Source organism: Nitrosomonas sp. JL21, from assembly GCF_009833095.1.
Classification (GTDB): Bacteria; Pseudomonadota; Gammaproteobacteria; order Burkholderiales; family Nitrosomonadaceae; genus Nitrosomonas.
The window spans coordinates 46,400-63,367 of the sequence record NZ_QRCB01000007.1 but is presented as its reverse complement, the minus strand read 5'-3'; the positions used below and the strand labels follow the sequence as shown (position 1 = coordinate 63,367).

Here is a 16,968-nt window from a genome sequence, read left to right as displayed (position 1 = left end):
TGCCTTCCGTTTCATGATGCGGCTTTGCAGCCACCAGCATTGACTCGATAAATCGTCAAAGTCATAAAAAGCTATTACGAAAATTTGAAAACTGCTGAATCATATTGAAAATTCAGCAGTTATCGAGGTAGGTTCGGAAGAATCAATCAAAGAAATCGATTACCCGAAATTCTGCGATCAATTGAAATTGACAGTCCATTCTTTAGTCCAGTCACTATTGGAATCCTTGAATGCACCGGCATAATCGACCGGAGAAAAGAAAGCATCGCTCACCGGAGCCCCGCCCAATGTCAATGGAGAACCGGTTGTCGGTAAGTAGCCGCTCAGCAGTGGATCTTCGGCCTTATTCAACTGTGATAGAAACCAATCAGAAGTAGTAAAAGCAGCTCCTTCACCATCAGCGAAATTAGTCGCGCAGTTAACATACGAGTTCTGAATGGTCAGGGATCCTGTCAAATTGCCCGGTGTACCTGCATTGGCGAAAGTTCTCTCACCATCGATCATTAAGCAAACGGGAGAACCTACAATGACAGAATTCCAGATATTGGCTCCGGTTCCACGACGCAATAAAATACCTTGAGTAGCGGTATCGCCCACGCGGCCCAGTATCGTGAGATTGGATAGAATGGGCTGAGCGCGAGGAGCATCATCGTGATTCTTCTCATTATTATCCGCTTCAATGCCACGATCGCCGATCGCCGCCGCCTGCTTGATCAAGGCAAATTGTACCCGGCCTTGCCATCCATTTGTCCAATCGAGAGAATCATCCTGAATATTGGTCAGCACCAAGTGCTTCATCTGAACAGTGCCTCCGAAGACTTCGACGCCATCATCCAAACCTTCATGCACTTGCACATAGTCGATCAGCGTTCCTGAACCTACGCCATTCAGTGTAAAACCGTTGAGTTCCTCGTCTTGACGCACGGCACTGCCGGCATACCGAATTTGGGTATATTTGATGACGCCGCTATTATCGGTTGGGTCGTTGCCGCCATATAGCTCACTGACAATGGCCTCGAAAGGAACTTCACATAGAGGAACGCCTGCATTGCATCCATTCACCGGCGCATTACCTGAAATCAATAAGCCGCCCCATTCTCCTGCAACTAATTCACTCGGGCCCGTCATCACAATCGGATTATCGGGCGTGCCTTCAGCCATGATTCTTGAGCCGCGCCGTATCCATAAATAAGCGGCTTGATCCCCTGATCCGCCTACACCGATTATTTTTGTACCCGGGTTGATGGTCAATGTAGCACTTTGCGTATTGTCGCCACCTACATACACTGGACCTTGAAGTACCCACTCGATGTTCTTTGTTAAAGTAACATCGGATGTAATCGTCCCGCTTAAACTACACGAGTTTGCTGAAGCGCCAGGTTGCGCAAAACTTGGGCACCCTTTGAATGCATTATCGGCTAATTGATCAATAGTGAAGCGTAATGGGTCAGATCCTGGCACTAATTTCAATTTAACGTAGAAATCATCTGCGCCTACGGTGACCGATGGCACATGAACTGAAAGCGTGTCGAAATCGAATACGTTGCGTTGTCCTGTTGTTGCGGCGATGGGCGCTGCCGCAGTCAATTGCAATTCACTTCCATTGAGTTGTAGTTGTGCGCTATAGAATGCAGAGGATTCTTCGCTGAGCACCTCGACAATTGGAAGATTGACTATTCCAGTCGCAGGATCAAAGGTTGCTGTCGCGGCGTCTGCAGTGCTTGCAACGCCAGTTGCAAGCACTGCAGATAAGGCTAAAAAATTTTTTTTAATACATTGTATGTGATACATGATTTACCCACCTCCAGTTAATTGTTATTTAAGGTGGGTCAATCTAACAGGTGGATATGACAATACCATTACATTTATATGTCATACCTACTGAAGAAGCTCTGAAAAAGGTAGCGAATGACGTGCAGGCAGGTTGAAGTCGAGTGAAAGTTTGGAGCATCCACTTTGCCAGCAAAATAGATGTACGAGTTGAAAAAATCAGACTTTTATCCGGTTAAAACCTTGACCAATGCTCATCGACAATTTGGCCATTTTGGATGACGAATCGATAATTGTACTCATCAATTCGATAGCTCCATACTTCCCGTTTGACAAACAGAATTCCTCCAAATGCCCGGGTTTGAATCAATCCCAAGTCAGTACGAACATGAGGCTCTCCGAGATTGATTAATAACTTATCCGAAAGCTCTCCTTTGGAAATGATATTGCCGTTGGGTGCGCGAAAACCGCATAACAACAGGATTGCAACTGTCAGAATGAATAGTTTTTTCATGATTCTCCCCCTTTTCTTGATTCCGTTGATCAGTTTTACCATCGGGTGAGTGTCACTATACTCAACAGAAAATTAATGCATGCTGAACATGAAAAAACCTATTCCTATGCTTGTGGTCATTTCAGAAAATGGCCAAATGCTGCATTTGCCCAATGTCGTCTGAAGGCACCGTGGATTGAGCGATTAGCTTTCCTGTTTAACCAATTTCTACACTATGTGAATCTCCTATCAGTATTGAATAATGCCGTCCAATGAATTCCAGCAATTCATCAACGAACTCAATAGGTAAAAAATCTGAGTTTTCCTAGACATAACTGTCATAGTGCATTCATGAAAAATTCATTTCGATGACATCAAGCTTTCATATTGCCGAGATACAGTTGCGCTGACGAAAAGTACCACACTTACTTATCGTTTCTTTGTTCCGCGTAATCACAAATCAAAATGGAGAAAATTATGAACAAATCAATGCTGACCATACCCGTTTGCGCTGCACTGACCACATGGGTCTATGCAGGTGCGGATTTTGTCAACGGCCCGATGAAATTCAAACCTCTCGCTGCTTCAGCTTATCAACAAACGACATCTGATCCAGCAATTCTCAACAGTGAACCCTGGGTAATTCCAAAAGGATTTACCCAATCGATTGTTTCTGACGAGTCAGATTTGGATATTTATCCCAATTCTAATGATTGGAATGATATGAACACCGTCAATGAAACGGGAAAGCATGCCGGCCGGTATCTTTATCGTACTCACGAAGTACGTCCCGGCGCAGATCCCTATGCAGGAGGCGCAGTATCGGTGGTGGATTTAAAAACCGGAAAAGCCCAGATTCTCGCACAGCGATCGGATTGGGAAGCGTTGGATGGCTTGGTCTGGACGCCGTGGAGATCCATACTGTTTGGCGAAGAAACCATCAGTGCGCAATTACCCGACCCTGACGTGCCACAAGCGCAAAGTGGCATGCTGTACGAAATGAAATTCAAGAAAGATGCCCCGATGATCGTCAAAGACATCCAAGTTCGCCCCATGCTCGGGTCTTTGGCACATGAAGGCATTGAAGTTGACGAAGAAGGAAATGTCTATGTGATCGACGAAGACCGGAAAGGATCGATTTACAAATTCATTCCCAAGAACTACGGCGACCTGGGGAGTGGTCAGTTGTATGCTCTTCGCGTCAAAAATGGTATGAAAACAGGGGAAGCCGACTGGGTGGCTCTGGATATGAATCAAGTTCAAATCAATGCCAGAGTCGCCGCTCAATCTGCGAATGCGACATCTTTTTGCCGGCCCGAAGATCTGGAGCGCATTCGAAATACACTGTATGCAGCTTTGACCTGCGAAGATGCCACCAATCCCGCCAATATCGATGGCCCAGGCGCCATACTCGCAGTGAAACTGGGACCCAAGCCCAGCGTGAGTTATTTTGTTCAACCAGGCATCAATGTCCCTGTCGAAGTAAAACCCACCAGCACAACACCGGGTGTTACCGGTTTAATGCGTCCGGATAATCTGGCCAATGGCCCAGACGGAAATTTATGGATCGTTGAAGATAATGACAATAGCGACATATGGGTGGCCAAGCCCGATGAGGATGGCGATGGCTACAGCGATGGCGTGTATTTATTTGCTTCTCTGAAGGACAAAACAGCGGAAGGAACCGGTATTTATTTCGGGAAAGATCCGCATACGCTGTTTGTGAATATCCAGCATTCAGAAACCGGCAACGACAAAACCATGGCTATCGGCCGGAAACCCTCGAAAGATTGATCGTGTCCAAGCCGATGAGATATATGGGTATTCATTTCCTGCATTGAAAGGGATGTTTCGATCAAAGCTTGTCTCCTTTCTTTATCTGCACTCCCCTCTTAGTGTGTAGATCTACCGCTTGACCCAAGCGCTTATTTCTAAGCGTCACAACGATCCAAGAGATCGTGGGCGTGTTGAATTGGGTCTCATGACTTGTGAAATTACTATCGTTTTTTGATGCCAATTGGCACACTTCATCAATACGCCAAACGCACACTTAAATTGAAGAAGCGTCCGCGGCGATACTGGCGGGCAATTTCATCGCCTTGTGTAATGCGTATATCGTCATCCAGCAAGTTTTGCGCGCTGAGCTGCGCCGAAAATCCTTTGTATACGTTTTGGCTAACGACAAAATCCAATTGATGCACGGGTTGCTCATATTTATCGGGCGCAGTCTGCACACCCGCCGCCATGATGCGCTGACTGGACACGTTGTACAGTAGCGTTGCCTGAGTCTTCCATTTGGGATTGTCATATCCAACCTGAGCATTCAAGATGTGTTCGGAATGCCCCTGCAATGGCCGATGATTGGTCGTTTGGGCGATGAGATTCTGTGCCGTCAACTCGACATTGGATTGAGACCAGGTATAGTTGCCCCCGACATAAAAATTCTGCAATGACGGATGCACGAAATCCAATTTCTTCATGATTTCCCACTCGAAACCATAAACATGCGCTTTTTGGGCATTCTGATAAGTATTCAATGCACCAGTGCCCGGTTGAGCGACCAATTCGATCGGATTGATCAAATCTTTCCAGAAGAAGCCGGCAAAAATATTCTCGGTTGGCGATAAATAATATTCCCAACGCAAATCCCAATTGGTTATCGCGGTTTGTTTCAGCTCCGGATTTCCGACCGTCTCCTGATTGGTATTCATATCAAAAAACGGCGCTGAGGAGAGTTCGCGGAAATCAGGCCGTGACAGCGTTTGACTGAATCCGGCCCGCAACTGCTGTTTGTCGGTCAGAAAAAAAGTTGCCACTACGGAAGGAAGCATGTCGACACGATTCAATTGCGCCGTTGTCGGCAAGCTCCTCAAGAACGTATTCACTCGCTGGTCGTTGTCTTCCCATCGCAAACCGCCGGTGACATTGATTCGATCAAATGACATGAGATCCAACTTGCCATAATAAGCCCATAAATCCTGGGAAGCGGTATATTGATCGCTTTTGCGCGTCACGTCGCGAAGCTGGAATCCATTTGCGCCGATATATTGAGGCTGCAAGATGCTCTCGAGAGAAGGCTGACCGATGATGGCCTGATTGGACGCATCCGGCCCGAACCTGAAGTAGCTGAACCGCCGGGAACTTGCATCCCTGCTTTTAGTTTGCGAAATAAAGCCGCCACTCAGCGTCAATCGATGTTGAGGAGCAAGTTGCAGCGGCAATTTTCCGTCGACTCGCCAGCTCTGATCTTTGTCGACTAAATCTGCATACGTAATCAACGTGCTATCTGCTTTTTGAGATAGCAAATAATTTCCGGTCTGTTGACTCAAGTCATACCGATAATCGCGCGTTTTAGGCTCATCCCGATTGGCGGTCGCATCGGTATACAACCAGTTCAGAGTGAAATCCTTCAACCCATCGAATCGGTGCTCACCACCGAATTGATTCACCAGTAATTGATTGGAAAAAAATCGTAATCTCGTCCGGCGGATATCGGTAGTTTCCGCATCGACAAATCCCTCCGATAATCGCGCTTCGTCGATCGATTGACGTAAAAACATCGTTCGGGCAAATAAGCGATGAGCATCTTTATATTCCAATTCGGTCGACGCATATCCGGTAATCGCGACTTCCCGCATCGAGCGTTGCACATCCAGGTTTTGAGTTTCAACCAATTTGGCAGAGGCAAATTCCCGATTACGCTCATTTTGCTTTCTGAATTCCTGCTTCCAGCCCGCAGCGGCGATATAACCCAGCCTAAAATCGCCAAACGAAAAGCTATCACCCATCGAAGCTTGAAAACCGGTGTCGGGGCCGCGTTTATTTCTATTCACATCCCAGACACCTGACACGTTTTCACCAATTCTTTCGAGCTGGCCGGGTGTGACGCCGGTGGGATTGAATGCAGACGCCGGTTGTAGATTTCCGTGCTTGAGGGTGTCTGCAAGTGAGTCAGGCATCGCCCGCGCCCCATCATCATAACCGGTAAAATCCGCTCCCCCGCCCTTGTAATTCAGACCGTCCTGAAAGGTCGTATTATCATTGACACCGGCTTGCAGATTCAGGTTGAAGAAAAACGCATCGGGGATGCCGCGGGTACGCAATTCCACCGTACCGCCTGCAAACTCCGCTTGACGATCGGGGGAATACGTTTTTTGAACTAGAACGCTTTCGAGAATATTCGTCGGGAAAAGATCCATCGGCACCACGCGCCGGGTAGGATCAGGACTGGGTACTGCTGCACCATTGACCAATGTCGTCGAGAACCGTTCACCCAAGCCACGAATAAAGACGAACTGGCCTCCTACCAACGTCAATCCGGAAGCTCTGCGCAGGGCGCTTGCAGCATCGCTATCCCCAGCCCGGCTGAATTGCTCGGCCCCGAGAACCGTTGCTACCGACTGTGCAGTGCGCTGCTCCTCGATAACCGACGCAATCGTGCCAGCCAGGTGGGGCTCCAGCACTACATATTCGGCCAGTTCAACGCCGGCGGGCGTCAGTTTGAAACTGAGATTTGCAGTCTGTGCCTTGTCAATTCGGACATCATCCTGTGTCTGACTGCTATAGGCATTATGCAGAAGCGAAACACTATAATTGCCTGTTGGAATAGCAACCGTTACTTTACCCTGCTCATCGGTTCGCAATTTTTCCTTCAATCCACTCAAAAAAACCTGCACATCCCTCACCGGTTTGCCAGTTTCTGCTGATGTCACCTGCACCGTGAGCATTCCTTCGCCTGAATCACGACTGACCGCTTCAACTGCACCGGCATCTGCCACGATCCCTGCTGCAGAACTTTCGATATTGACCAGCGGTTTTCTCTTGCTGGGGAAGAAAGTCACCAGGATTTGGACGTTTTCTGCCGAACGCAACGGCAGATCAAACGTGAATTCCCGCGTTCCGGCTTTGATCGTGAATTGGTAAAATCCAGGAGGCAATTTTCCGGCAATGCTGCCGTTTGAATTTGTCCTAAGCGGCGCATCCCCCGCTTTCCATGAATAAGTTGTCGGCGTTGCTTCAAAAATCAGCTTTGCAGTAGATTTGTCAAACGATTCACTGCTGATGATTAATTCTGCGTCTTCAATGGGCAAACCCTGTTGGAATAGATGCAACGAGAATTCAGCTTTTTCTGCTTCCCTTGCCATCACCGGACTAGCAAGAGTAGCAAGCAATTGAATAAATAAAACAAAAACAAGTTGATTGAGAAATGACCATTGCCGTGGTCGAGAAAATAGTATGTTCATTTGGCGTGTCGGAGCCCCTCCTCATCAGCCATGCATGTGCTGATAAAGATAAATTTTTAGTTGTCGGATCAAAAAGAATGTTTAAGGCGGGTGCTAAGGCGGCATGGAAAAGAACGTGGCAATTGAAGCTTTCAGACCAGTTTTTGCAGGCCGTTGCGATCGAGGATCTAAGTGCATAGCCAAGGTTCGGTCTTACATACTTCCATCAACCGGCGAAGTTCTGTGCCTTTGCGGAAAAGCTCGGCCTGCTTCAGATGATCTAAGTGTTTTGTGGCTTCCGCAAATCGGCGGGTGGAAAAAAATGCATACGCCAGGGCGTAACGGACATCCTGGTCTTCAAGCAAGCCTGTGCGGTACAAACTCGATTCCATATTCGCCGCTCGTTCAAATTGCCTTAATGCCAGGAGAATTGATAGACGTTGTTTTAATTTGATTTTCTGGTCGTTCACACTTTCGTTGAGGGTCAATGCCTTGTGAAAACGCCCCGCGCGGCGGTATAGTTCCGCAGCTTCCGCCTGCAATGTTGGATTCAATAGCGCTGCTTGTTCGAGAATAAATGCCGCTGAGTTAATCTTGCCTTGATCCAGATAGGTATGGGCCAGCAATTTGGCGATCATCTCATCAGTAGGGAACTGCAAGCGTGCAATTTCCAGGATATGCAATGCGGGCTGATATTCCCTGCTCAACCGTAAAGCGTTTCCAAGCGCGGCATAATCACTGGCCGTGGTATTTGGTCGATGCAAATAGCTTCGACCCAGTTTGACGGCTTCCTGATAAAGGCCAAGTTCTACCAAATAAAAGACCTTACGTTTTGCGAAGCGCTCATCGTTCGGAAAAGCCTGCTGCCCGTCATTCAATGCACGAATGGCCGCTTCGGTTTCCTTCAAATGCCAGTGAGATTCTGCTTTCAGGCTGATTAATGCCGCATCTTTTTGCACTAAAGGCCCCGCCTTGACAACCGCTTCCAGCGTTTTTCGATACTCTTTGAGACCGAAATGAACTTTGGCAAGATAGATAAACAGGGTTGGATCCTTTTGCCCATGTTTGGCAGCCAACTGCAAGCTGCCTTTTGCCGCTACAAGATCATTCAGTCCCAGATATGCCAATCCTTGTAGGATATGGAATCTGGCCAGGTCGGTTTTTTTGTTTTCCAGATCGACATTCTGCAATGCCATGAGTGCCCGATCGTTGTGTCCATCCTTTAACATCACTGCAGCCAGCTCAAGGTAGTCAATCTGCTGCGCTTTGTTGGCACTAGCCCATGCAGCAGGGATGATGCAAATCCCAAGAATCGCCAGCAAGATAGCGTAATGAAGCAAACCGAAGAGCGGCAATGTCCTGAAGCTTCCTGGCACTGAGAAAAGTGAAATCATGATAAATCGAAGCGAATTCTTTGCTTTGCCCAGACGCGAACGGCATCCCCTTTATACTTGGCGGGTTCAAAATGCCAGGCGCGTATACCTTGTAGCGCTGCAGCGTCAAAAATCCCTGATGGACTGGATTCAAGCACCTGCACTTGATTGACCGAGCCGTCGGCTTCAACCAACACCGACAACACGACATAGCCGTTGACTCCATTTTTCTTGGCCGCAGGCGGGTATTTGAAAGAACCGCGGGTAATCGGCTTGGGTGGAACATCCACCAGATCAGCGGTCATGACGGCTTGGTCGGTTTTACCCAATAAATCATCCTTGAGAGTATCCCCTTGTCCATCATTCAACCCCAGCGACCCCATATCGATACCCGATAACGACGTAGCAAAGCCTTTGAAGGGGGCGGCGGTTTGCTGTGGGCGAGGCGCTCTTTTCGTCTCGGTTTTCTTAATTTCCTGTTTGGGCTCTGGTTTTATCTCTGGCATCATGGCAATGTCGGTCATCTCCTGAACAGATTTCTTGTCAGCCTCCTCCACGGCATGATTCATCCAGAAGATCAAGCCGAAGACGACAATCAGGCCGAATAGCATCGATGCGATTCCCGCCAGATGATGTTTGAATGTAGTGGTTCCCATGTCTTCTCCTTCTCTGTTATCCTGCTTCTTTTTTAGTAGCAACGCCCACGCTCTCGGCTCCGGCCAAGCGCGCCTGATCCACGACCTCAATCAATTTGCCGGCAGGTACGCCATCGTCAGCGACTACCAGTACCACTTTACTGGAAGCCGTGTTCAGTAAATCGCGCAGCTTGCTTTGTATCGACCATACTCGAATCGGTTCGCCATCCAGATAGGTCTCTCCGTTGCGGTCGATAAACAAGCGGATGGCTTTACTGGATGCAATCACCGAGCTGCTTGCTTTGGGTCGTTCAAGTTCCAGTTTCATATCCTTGACAAAGGTTGCCGTCACCATGAAAAAAATGAGTAATATGAATACCATGTCAATCATCGGTGTCATATCGATCACGGCTTCTGCTTCAGGCGGTTCGTTATTTTTCATCGCAAATCAGTTCTTTTGTTGGAATCGGGTGGTGGCACAAGACATCTTTGATTTGGGACAGATCTTGTTCAATTTGCTGTTGCTTTCTATTCAGAAGGCTGTTGGCGAGCACACCGGGGACAGCCACCGTCAGTCCCATTTGAGTGGTAAACAGCGCTTCTGCAATACCGCCGGCGATACCGCCTGACTGAGAATGCAGCGTCATGGTCGACAGGGATTGGAAAGTTTCGATCATCCCTGTCACAGTTCCCAATAATCCCAATAAAGGAGCAATGAGAACGACCACTCGGGTCACTGCAGCAAATTTGGCAATTTCTCGCTCATAACCATAAAAAGTTTCATCCAGATGACGGCGTAAGTTTCTGACCCCCCTGTTCTTTAACTCGATGCCTTGCTTGACTGCCTCAGCCATCCTGTTATCGGCTGGGATGCCGGCATTCTGCTGATAGCGCTTTACCACATCGCGCACTCCCATGTGCTTGAAATCTTTCATCGCCCAGAATCGATAACCGACGCCGTACCAGAGTATCAAGGTGCACAGCACCAGCGGAAGCATGACTGCTCCACCGATAGCAAATAACTCTTTGATCCATAGTGTCAGTTCTAATATGCTCATTTCAATGACTCGGTAATAGCCCGGCAGCATCACTCACACTCATGGCGTCATTCGAATCCAATGGGCTTCCCATGAAAATATTCACAATGCGCAGCGCCGCATGCTCCATGTCCCGTTTGATATTTCTCGCCCAGGTCGTCAATAATGATCCGAGTAATAATGTTGGGATAGCTACTACCAAACCCAATTCCGTAGTGACTAAAGCGATCGCGATACCTTCGGACAATAATCTGGGGTCTCCGGTACCGAATTGGGTGATTGAATCGAATGTTTCGATCATCCCAGTCACCGTTCCGAGTAAACCCAGCAACGGCGCTACCGAGGCAATCACCAGAATAGCGGGCCCAAACCGATCCAACGGACCGGATTCTTGCAAAATGGCTTCATACACGATGCCTTCCATGTGATCTCGATCATCTTTCAAATGACGCAAGGTATACAGCAAGACTCGGCCAATGGCTGAAGCTTCTTTTGCTTGACATGTTTGCTTGGCCACGTCCAGATTGCCTTCAGCCAGGTCATGGATGATCTGATCGGAAAGTTTTTTGGTGTCAGCACTGTTAGTGCGCAGCAAAGCCATCCGAATCAGAATAAAACATCCTCCGATAAGACCAAGTGTCACGATAACCCAGCCAATAGGCCCTCCCGAATCAATGTGTTCAAGCAGGGTTTGTTCATGGAGTTCATCAACAGCAGCGGTGCGTGACTCGAATAAAAATAACTGCAGCGTGTTGGGTTGCTCATTGCTGCTCAAAGCCACGGCACTCTCGGCTCCTGCATGCTTCCAGACTTTGAATTCCCCGCCACCCGCAGGCGCCAAGCTACCGCTACCTTCAGGGCTGATCCCATAGGCTGCAATATTGCCGACCCGAAAAAGAGTTCCTTCGGCTTGTTTGCCATTTGTAAGAAAAAATTTGCCTGATGTAGTCTGAAAGCCACTTACTGCGTGCAGCAAGGATAATGCTTGCTCGAAAATCCATTTGATTTTGGCGGGATCACTTTCTGTTGCTTCTTTAACAGCGCTGGGTATTTCAATGCCATGATTTTTTAATGTTGCCTCTGCCTGCAAAAGAGTTGTGCCCAATATATCGTTGCGCTCGGTAGCCGCTGCTTCTTTTCGCTCAACTTCATTTAATTGCGCTGTCAACTGATCAATCTTGATCGAACGGCTCACCGAATTCCGCTCAAGCCCGCCAATCTTATTGTTGAGTGTTTGTTCTTCACGATTTGCCGTCGTTTGATACGTTCTTAATCGCTCGGTTAATTCACGCTTTTGCGCTTCCAGGAAAGCGTACTCACGCTTATAGGCAGTTTCCAGATTGCTGCTCGACTGTTTTACCAGCGCAGGTTTAGAGTTATCTTGCAATTCAGATGAGGATGACGATGTAGAGGAATTTTCTGCGGTGGCGCCTGCTTTGCTTTCATTTTCTTTGGCATGCCCCAAATTTGCGATAGCCGCCAGCACCAACCCGACGATAATTATTTTCTTCATTTTCTTAATGGATTGGGAATTTCGAAATAGCCTTGGCGGATCTGTTTTTTCAGCGAATCAAATAATGATTTGATACGTTCAATCTCTTCATTATCTTCAACAACTTCAAATTTCCAATGATCGTCGGATGTTTTTTTCGCCATTCCGCTGCGCTGATCCCTGGTTTGGAAAAAAAGGAATATCGTGCCCAGTTTGGCGACCTCCGCTAAAACCTGTTCCCCATTCAAGGTGATGGTCTGTTGATAAATTCCATTTTCCTTGCTCAGGCGAAGTTCATCTTCGATCAAAGCCCACGCGTGATTGGTGGCTTTGTTAGGATCCATCACTTGATGGGTGATATTATTTTCGAGATCATGAATGACCTTCATCCGGTCTTCGGTTTTAAAAGGAAAACCTGTCTGGGTATACGATTTATAGTCGTTCAATACGGACAACAGCACCGGCTTCAGATGCTCACCGGATTGTTCTGATTTTTTTGCGTTTTCTGTCATTTTATCAATCGAATGCTGCAATTTCTCGATACTGAGTTTTTGCCGGCGTTCTTCGACACTGAGATCTGCAATTTGCGAAGACAATGCGGTCATCTTGCTGGTATGTTTATCTTTTTCGGTATCTAACTGGGTTTGCAGGGTTTCAACTTCTCCACGTATCTTTGCCAGCGATTTGGCTAAATTCTCCAGATTACTCGCAGCAGCTTCGGAACTGGATAGCCAGAGCAATATCCATCCACTTGCTGAAATCAGTTGTGTAAGCGATTGTTTTTTCATAAATGAAATGAATTGAAAAAGAAATATCCAGGTGTGTCGTAGCACGTCTCAACAGGATTGCGTGTGCATACTACAAGTTGAATATTTCATTTTCATGACGAATTGATGTCATTTCATCGTCATGAAAGATTGTTCTGTCGTCGTGCGTTGATGTAATCCGAATAGCGCTCAGGTGGGGTTATCGATCGTTGAATGTCAAAGCACGACGGGAATTCGTGCTTTACCGACTTGAATGAGTGCACTGGCTCCGCAAGCTATGCTTGTTTGGAACATGACGCATGCTTTTATTTAATTGAGCGACGACTTGAAATGATCGTTAAGCATAGGGTGTCATAAAAATGTAACGTTTACTTCATATGATCTGAGCAACGATAACTTTATTAACGGTAATATGACTGTAACGATACTGGTTGTTGAAGATGAGCCTGCAATTCAGGAGTTGATTGCGCTCAATCTGAAGCGCGAGGGTTATATGACGTTATCCGCTCTGAGCGCGGATAACGCCATGCAATTGATCAATAATGTTTTACCCGATCTGGTTTTACTCGATTGGATGCTGCCGGATACACCCGGGATTGAATTTGCGCGCCGGTTGCGCCGCGAAGAACGGACCAAAGCCATTCCGTTGATCATGCTGACTGCGCGCATTGATGAGAATGACAAAATTGCCGGACTCGAAGCAGGCGCCGATGACTATATCACCAAGCCGTTTTCTCCCCGCGAGCTGATCGCCAGGATTAAGGCGGTGCTTCGCCGGCGATTGCCTGAGATGTCCGATGAAGTGCTGGAACTGGGGGGATTGCGCTTGGATCCGGTTTCGCATCGCGTGCATGCATGCAACGATGGGTTTTCCGATTTGGCTGAAATCAATCTGGGGCCGACAGAATTTCGCTTATTGCATTTCCTGATGGCCTATAAAGAGCGTGTTCATACCCGTGAACAGCTCTTGGATCGAATTTGGGGCGATCATGTTTTTATTGAAGACCGCACGGTGGATGTGCACATCCGCAGATTACGCAAAATTCTTGAGTCGGTGGGAAAGGAAAATCTCGTGCAGACTGTCCGTGGCACCGGTTATCGATTCTCTGTCACACCGAATTAGAGAATTGAAGAATAATTGAGCATTCTGAGCTGGATGGGATCGCAGCTTTTCTGGGCACGCAATTTTCATACTTCCTGAATGTCATCCTCAACCGGTTGATTGAATTCAATAACCCGTAAATGAAGCTGACGCAACACAGATATTTCCCCTCATCCGCTGATCAATCTGTAACTCGGCAATCGCTGTACCATAGGTTGAGCCACCTGAGAACACCACTATTCGGAGCCACTGGAACTATCAATATCGCTCATTGCCCATGATATATTTCAGGTATGAAATTTACCGGCTGCAGGATAATGTGAATGGCTACTCCGTATGTTTCAAGCAATGTAGTTGATACCCCATTAACGAATGTCAATATGATCGATTCATTATTGAGCGATCGGCATTGGGAAAATCACGCGATCACCTATAGTTTTCCGACGAGCAATGATCCACTCCTCTGGTCCACTCAACCTGGAACCGGTTATGGACCTCCATCCGGTGACGGCGAACCGTGGAGTACTGCGGCTATGCCCCTTACCAGTCAAGATCAGGCCAATTTTGAACAGGCACTGCAACGTTGGGCCAATGTCGCTAATCTCAATTTCGTTAAAGTCATGGAAACACCCAGCGAAGTGGGCGACATTCGGGCCGCATACAGCCTGGATCCGAATGAATATACGCTGGCATGGTCTTATTTGCCTGGTTATAGTGTACGGGCGGGCGATATCTGGGCCAACACATCAGGACTTCTCAACGCTCAAGATTGGAATCCTGGCACGATTTCCTTTGAAGCGCTCTTGCATGAAATCGGCCATGCATTGGGTCTGAAACATCCCTTTTTTGATCCGGATGACGACACTGCGGCTACGTTGCCGCCGAACCTGGACGATACCATGCACACGGTGATGAGTTATACCTATGCCACTCCGGCCGGTGAAGAAGGTAATGAATATTCATTCCATCCAACTACACCGATGATTCTGGATATTGCTGCCATTCAATATATCTATGGAGCCAACCTGCAATACCATAGCGGCAATGACATTTACGCTTTCGATGAAACAACACCCTACCATGAAACTATCTGGGATGCGGGCGGGATAGATACCATTCAATTCACCGGTTCAACGCCCAATGCGATTGATTTGAATCCGGCTGCCGCTTCGTTCATTGGTACGCCGGTATATGTGCAGTCGAATGGCGTGAATGTAGGTTCCCCGATTCCAAATGTATGGATCGCGGGCGGTGTCACCATAGAAAATGTAATTGCCGGTCAAGGCAATGATATTCTGATTGGAAACACTGCCAGCAATTCATTGGATGGCGGAGCAGGCATCGATTATGTCGAGGTGCGTTCACCGCGGGCTCAGTCGATGCTGAATAAAACCGCCAGTGGCTATACCCTAACTGCTATCGCACAATCAGCCGATACGGATCAGTTGATCAACATCGAGCGCTTGAAATTCAATGATCTCAATGTAGCGCTCGATCTGGATGGACAGGCTGGCCAAGTGGCCAAGTTGATCGGCGCTGTGTTTGGTGCTCCAGCCGTTCTCAATCTCGAACTAGTCGGATTAGGCCTGGCTGAGGCAAATAAAGGGTTAGGCTATGAACAACTTGGGCAATTAGCCATTCAGGCGACTGGACTGACCAGTCACGATGAGATCGTCACGTTGCTATGGCAGAACCTATTCAGCGAAGCACCTTCATTCAATGAAAAATCTCCCTATGTCCAGTTGCTCGACAAAGGTGAAATGACCTCGGGAGATCTGGCTGTAGTGGCTGCGGATAGCAGTTTCAATACTGAACATATCGGCCTGTCTGGATTGATGCAAACCGGTCTTCCCTTTTTATGAGGTATGCACCGTTTGATTAATGAATTCATTCGCTTGCAGGGCTAGTTCTTTTGACAACCTGAGCGTTAAATTCAATTCCTGCATCAACCATTCCATCTGACGGCCGTTAATTTTCCACCCTCTTTTTGCAAGATATAGAGTGTCCCATCAGGATCGACCTGAAGATCCACCAGAGTTTTATATCCGCTCGCGAACGGTTTTATTTCCCGGGTGGTCGTATCGAATCGACGAATCCATCCGCCGCAGAAATCTCCAAAAAAATAATCACCGACGAAATAAGCTGGAAATTGCTCAGAAATCGGATTGTAAAAAGCGCTGCCGACAATTGCCGCGCACGGCGCGTTGCCATGATTGTAGGCAGCGATAGGATTACGATATTTCGGATTGTTGCCCCACCCTTCGATCGCCGGCCAGCCATAATTGGCACCTTTCATACCGCGATTGATTTCTTCAGCAATATCCTTGCCTACATCGTTAATGAACATTCTTCCTGTGCCGCGCTGTATCGCAAACGTGAATGGATTGCGCAGACCCAACGCCCAGATTGCCCTGTTGACACCCTTGGCGGTTTTAAAAAATGGATTGTCGGTTGGAATACTGCCATCTTTATTGATGCGGAGAATTTTGCCTTTGAGGTTTGCCAAGCTTTGCGCATTGCTGGGTACCGCATTATCTCCGACAGCTACATAAAGTTTTCCGTCAGTTCCAAAATGTATGGCGCCACCATTATGGTTGTTGTAGCTGTTGAGCTGCTGGATATCCAAGATGACTACTTCACTACCTTGAACAATGCCGTTACCTTGCACTTTGAAACGGCTGACGCGATTATGAAGGAACGGCGCTTTGCTGGTGTAATACACATATATCCACTGATTGACCAGGAAATTAGGATCAAGTGCGATGCCCAGCAGGCCGCGTTCTCCAGTACTATCCACTTTCGACTTGATGTTCAGAAGCGATGCACCCAGCATATGATTATTATCCACAACCCGTATTCGTCCAGCTTGCTCACCGATGAATACACGTCCATCCGGCGAAACGGCCATCGCAGTGGGATTGACCATGTTTTGCGCAATGACGGTTGCTTTGAATCCTGCTGGAACTGCCGCAGATGCCAAGGCCGGCAACAAAATGACTAGTGCTGCATAGATTTTCCAATTCAAGTGAACATGCCGTTTGGATATTGAAGGATTTTTACTACGTGAAGAGTTGCTG

At 47.6% G+C, this 16,968-nt stretch carries 14 protein-coding genes; 4 read left to right on the top strand and 10 right to left on the bottom strand.

Features of this window, described 5'->3' with window-relative positions; translation table 11 throughout:
• Positions 1–177 precede the first annotated feature (177 nt).
• The gene (locus ABF87_RS03150; RefSeq protein WP_160827684.1) at positions 178–1,791 is read right to left on the bottom strand and encodes a hypothetical protein; all 1,614 of its coding nucleotides are present in this window, start codon (positions 1,789–1,791) and stop codon (positions 178–180) included.
• Between the two features lie 214 nt (positions 1,792–2,005).
• Positions 2,006–2,284: a hypothetical protein gene (locus ABF87_RS03145; protein ID WP_160827683.1), complete on the bottom strand. Its 279-nt coding sequence runs from the start codon at positions 2,282–2,284 to the stop codon at positions 2,006–2,008.
• 456 nt (positions 2,285–2,740) lie between these two features.
• Between ABF87_RS03145 and ABF87_RS03140 the strand changes: the two genes are divergently transcribed.
• On the top strand, positions 2,741–4,057 hold the full coding sequence (locus tag ABF87_RS03140) for an alkaline phosphatase PhoX (protein ID WP_160827682.1): 1,317 nt from the start codon (positions 2,741–2,743) through the stop codon (positions 4,055–4,057).
• Positions 4,058–4,293: 236 nt separating this feature from the next.
• On the opposite strand, the gene ABF87_RS03135 is transcribed toward ABF87_RS03140, so the two are convergent.
• The gene (locus tag ABF87_RS03135; protein ID WP_240143498.1) at positions 4,294–7,407 is read right to left on the bottom strand and encodes a TonB-dependent receptor; all 3,114 of its coding nucleotides are present in this window, start codon (positions 7,405–7,407) and stop codon (positions 4,294–4,296) included.
• A 62-nt stretch (positions 7,408–7,469) separates the two neighbouring features.
• Between ABF87_RS03135 and ABF87_RS14645 the strand changes: the two genes are divergently transcribed.
• Entirely contained in the window at positions 7,470–7,685 is a 216-nt protein-coding gene (locus ABF87_RS14645) for a hypothetical protein (RefSeq protein ID WP_164503128.1), read from the top strand.
• On the opposite strand, the gene ABF87_RS03130 is transcribed toward ABF87_RS14645, so the two are convergent.
• From ABF87_RS03130 to ABF87_RS03105, 6 genes are read right to left on the bottom strand one after another with little or no spacing between them, the layout of a single operon-like run.
• Positions 7,674–8,879 carry a CDC27 family protein gene (locus ABF87_RS03130; protein ID WP_160827680.1) on the bottom strand — a complete coding sequence of 402 codons (1,206 nt, stop codon included), beginning with the start codon at positions 8,877–8,879 and terminating at the stop codon, positions 7,674–7,676. The genes ABF87_RS14645 and ABF87_RS03130 overlap by 12 nt on opposite strands.
• Positions 8,876–9,514: an energy transducer TonB gene (locus ABF87_RS03125; protein WP_160827679.1), complete on the bottom strand. Its 639-nt coding sequence runs from the start codon at positions 9,512–9,514 to the stop codon at positions 8,876–8,878. Before ABF87_RS03125 ends, ABF87_RS03130 begins: the two co-directional genes overlap by 4 nt.
• A gap of 16 nt (positions 9,515–9,530) precedes the next feature.
• Complete coding sequence (locus tag ABF87_RS03120) at positions 9,531–9,935, bottom strand: biopolymer transporter ExbD (protein ID WP_160827678.1); 405 nt, start codon at positions 9,933–9,935, stop codon at positions 9,531–9,533.
• Positions 9,925–10,551 (bottom strand): MotA/TolQ/ExbB proton channel family protein, encoded by a 627-nt coding sequence (locus ABF87_RS03115; RefSeq protein ID WP_160827677.1) that lies wholly within the window; start codon positions 10,549–10,551, stop codon positions 9,925–9,927. The genes ABF87_RS03120 and ABF87_RS03115 overlap by 11 nt, the downstream gene beginning before the upstream one ends.
• Position 10,552: 1 nt before the next feature.
• Positions 10,553–12,043, bottom strand: coding sequence for a MotA/TolQ/ExbB proton channel family protein (locus tag ABF87_RS03110; protein WP_160827676.1), 1,491 nt, complete (start codon positions 12,041–12,043; stop codon positions 10,553–10,555).
• Positions 12,040–12,810, bottom strand: coding sequence for a DUF3450 family protein (locus tag ABF87_RS03105; RefSeq protein ID WP_160827675.1), 771 nt, complete (start codon positions 12,808–12,810; stop codon positions 12,040–12,042). The genes ABF87_RS03110 and ABF87_RS03105 overlap by 4 nt, the downstream gene beginning before the upstream one ends.
• A 391-nt stretch (positions 12,811–13,201) precedes the next feature.
• On the opposite strand from ABF87_RS03105, the gene phoB reads away from it, so the two are divergent.
• Both phoB and ABF87_RS03095 read left to right on the top strand, forming a co-directional pair.
• Positions 13,202–13,912 (top strand): phosphate regulon transcriptional regulator PhoB, encoded by a 711-nt coding sequence (gene phoB / locus ABF87_RS03100; protein WP_160827674.1) that lies wholly within the window; start codon positions 13,202–13,204, stop codon positions 13,910–13,912.
• A gap of 302 nt (positions 13,913–14,214) precedes the next feature.
• Positions 14,215–15,753, top strand: coding sequence for a M10 family metallopeptidase (locus tag ABF87_RS03095; protein WP_160827673.1), 1,539 nt, complete (start codon positions 14,215–14,217; stop codon positions 15,751–15,753).
• Between the two features lie 83 nt (positions 15,754–15,836).
• Here ABF87_RS03095 and ABF87_RS03090 read toward each other — a convergent pair whose 3' ends face one another.
• On the bottom strand, positions 15,837–16,916 hold the full coding sequence (locus tag ABF87_RS03090) for a PQQ-dependent sugar dehydrogenase (protein WP_160827672.1): 1,080 nt from the start codon (positions 16,914–16,916) through the stop codon (positions 15,837–15,839).
• Positions 16,917–16,968 lie beyond the last annotated feature (52 nt).

Excerpts from the sequence above, each read along its gene's own strand:
- ABF87_RS03150 (WP_160827684.1), bottom strand. The coding sequence starts at position 1,791 with ATGTATCACATACAATGTATTAAAAAAAATTTTTTAGCCTTATCTGCA.
- ABF87_RS03145 (WP_160827683.1), bottom strand. The coding sequence starts at position 2,284 with ATGAAAAAACTATTCATTCTGACAGTTGCAATCCTGTTGTTATGCGGT.
- ABF87_RS03140 (WP_160827682.1), top strand. The coding sequence starts at position 2,741 with ATGAACAAATCAATGCTGACCATACCCGTTTGCGCTGCACTGACCACA.
- ABF87_RS03135 (WP_240143498.1), bottom strand. The coding sequence starts at position 7,407 with ATGGCAAGGGAAGCAGAAAAAGCTGAATTCTCGTTGCATCTATTCCAA.
- ABF87_RS14645 (WP_164503128.1), top strand. The coding sequence starts at position 7,470 with ATGACCATTGCCGTGGTCGAGAAAATAGTATGTTCATTTGGCGTGTCG.
- ABF87_RS03130 (WP_160827680.1), bottom strand. The coding sequence starts at position 8,879 with ATGATTTCACTTTTCTCAGTGCCAGGAAGCTTCAGGACATTGCCGCTC.
- ABF87_RS03125 (WP_160827679.1), bottom strand. The coding sequence starts at position 9,514 with ATGGGAACCACTACATTCAAACATCATCTGGCGGGAATCGCATCGATG.
- ABF87_RS03120 (WP_160827678.1), bottom strand. The coding sequence starts at position 9,935 with ATGAAAAATAACGAACCGCCTGAAGCAGAAGCCGTGATCGATATGACA.
- ABF87_RS03115 (WP_160827677.1), bottom strand. The coding sequence starts at position 10,551 with ATGAGCATATTAGAACTGACACTATGGATCAAAGAGTTATTTGCTATC.
- ABF87_RS03110 (WP_160827676.1), bottom strand. The coding sequence starts at position 12,043 with ATGAAGAAAATAATTATCGTCGGGTTGGTGCTGGCGGCTATCGCAAAT.
- ABF87_RS03105 (WP_160827675.1), bottom strand. The coding sequence starts at position 12,810 with ATGAAAAAACAATCGCTTACACAACTGATTTCAGCAAGTGGATGGATA.
- phoB (WP_160827674.1), top strand. The coding sequence starts at position 13,202 with ATGACTGTAACGATACTGGTTGTTGAAGATGAGCCTGCAATTCAGGAG.
- ABF87_RS03095 (WP_160827673.1), top strand. The coding sequence starts at position 14,215 with ATGGCTACTCCGTATGTTTCAAGCAATGTAGTTGATACCCCATTAACG.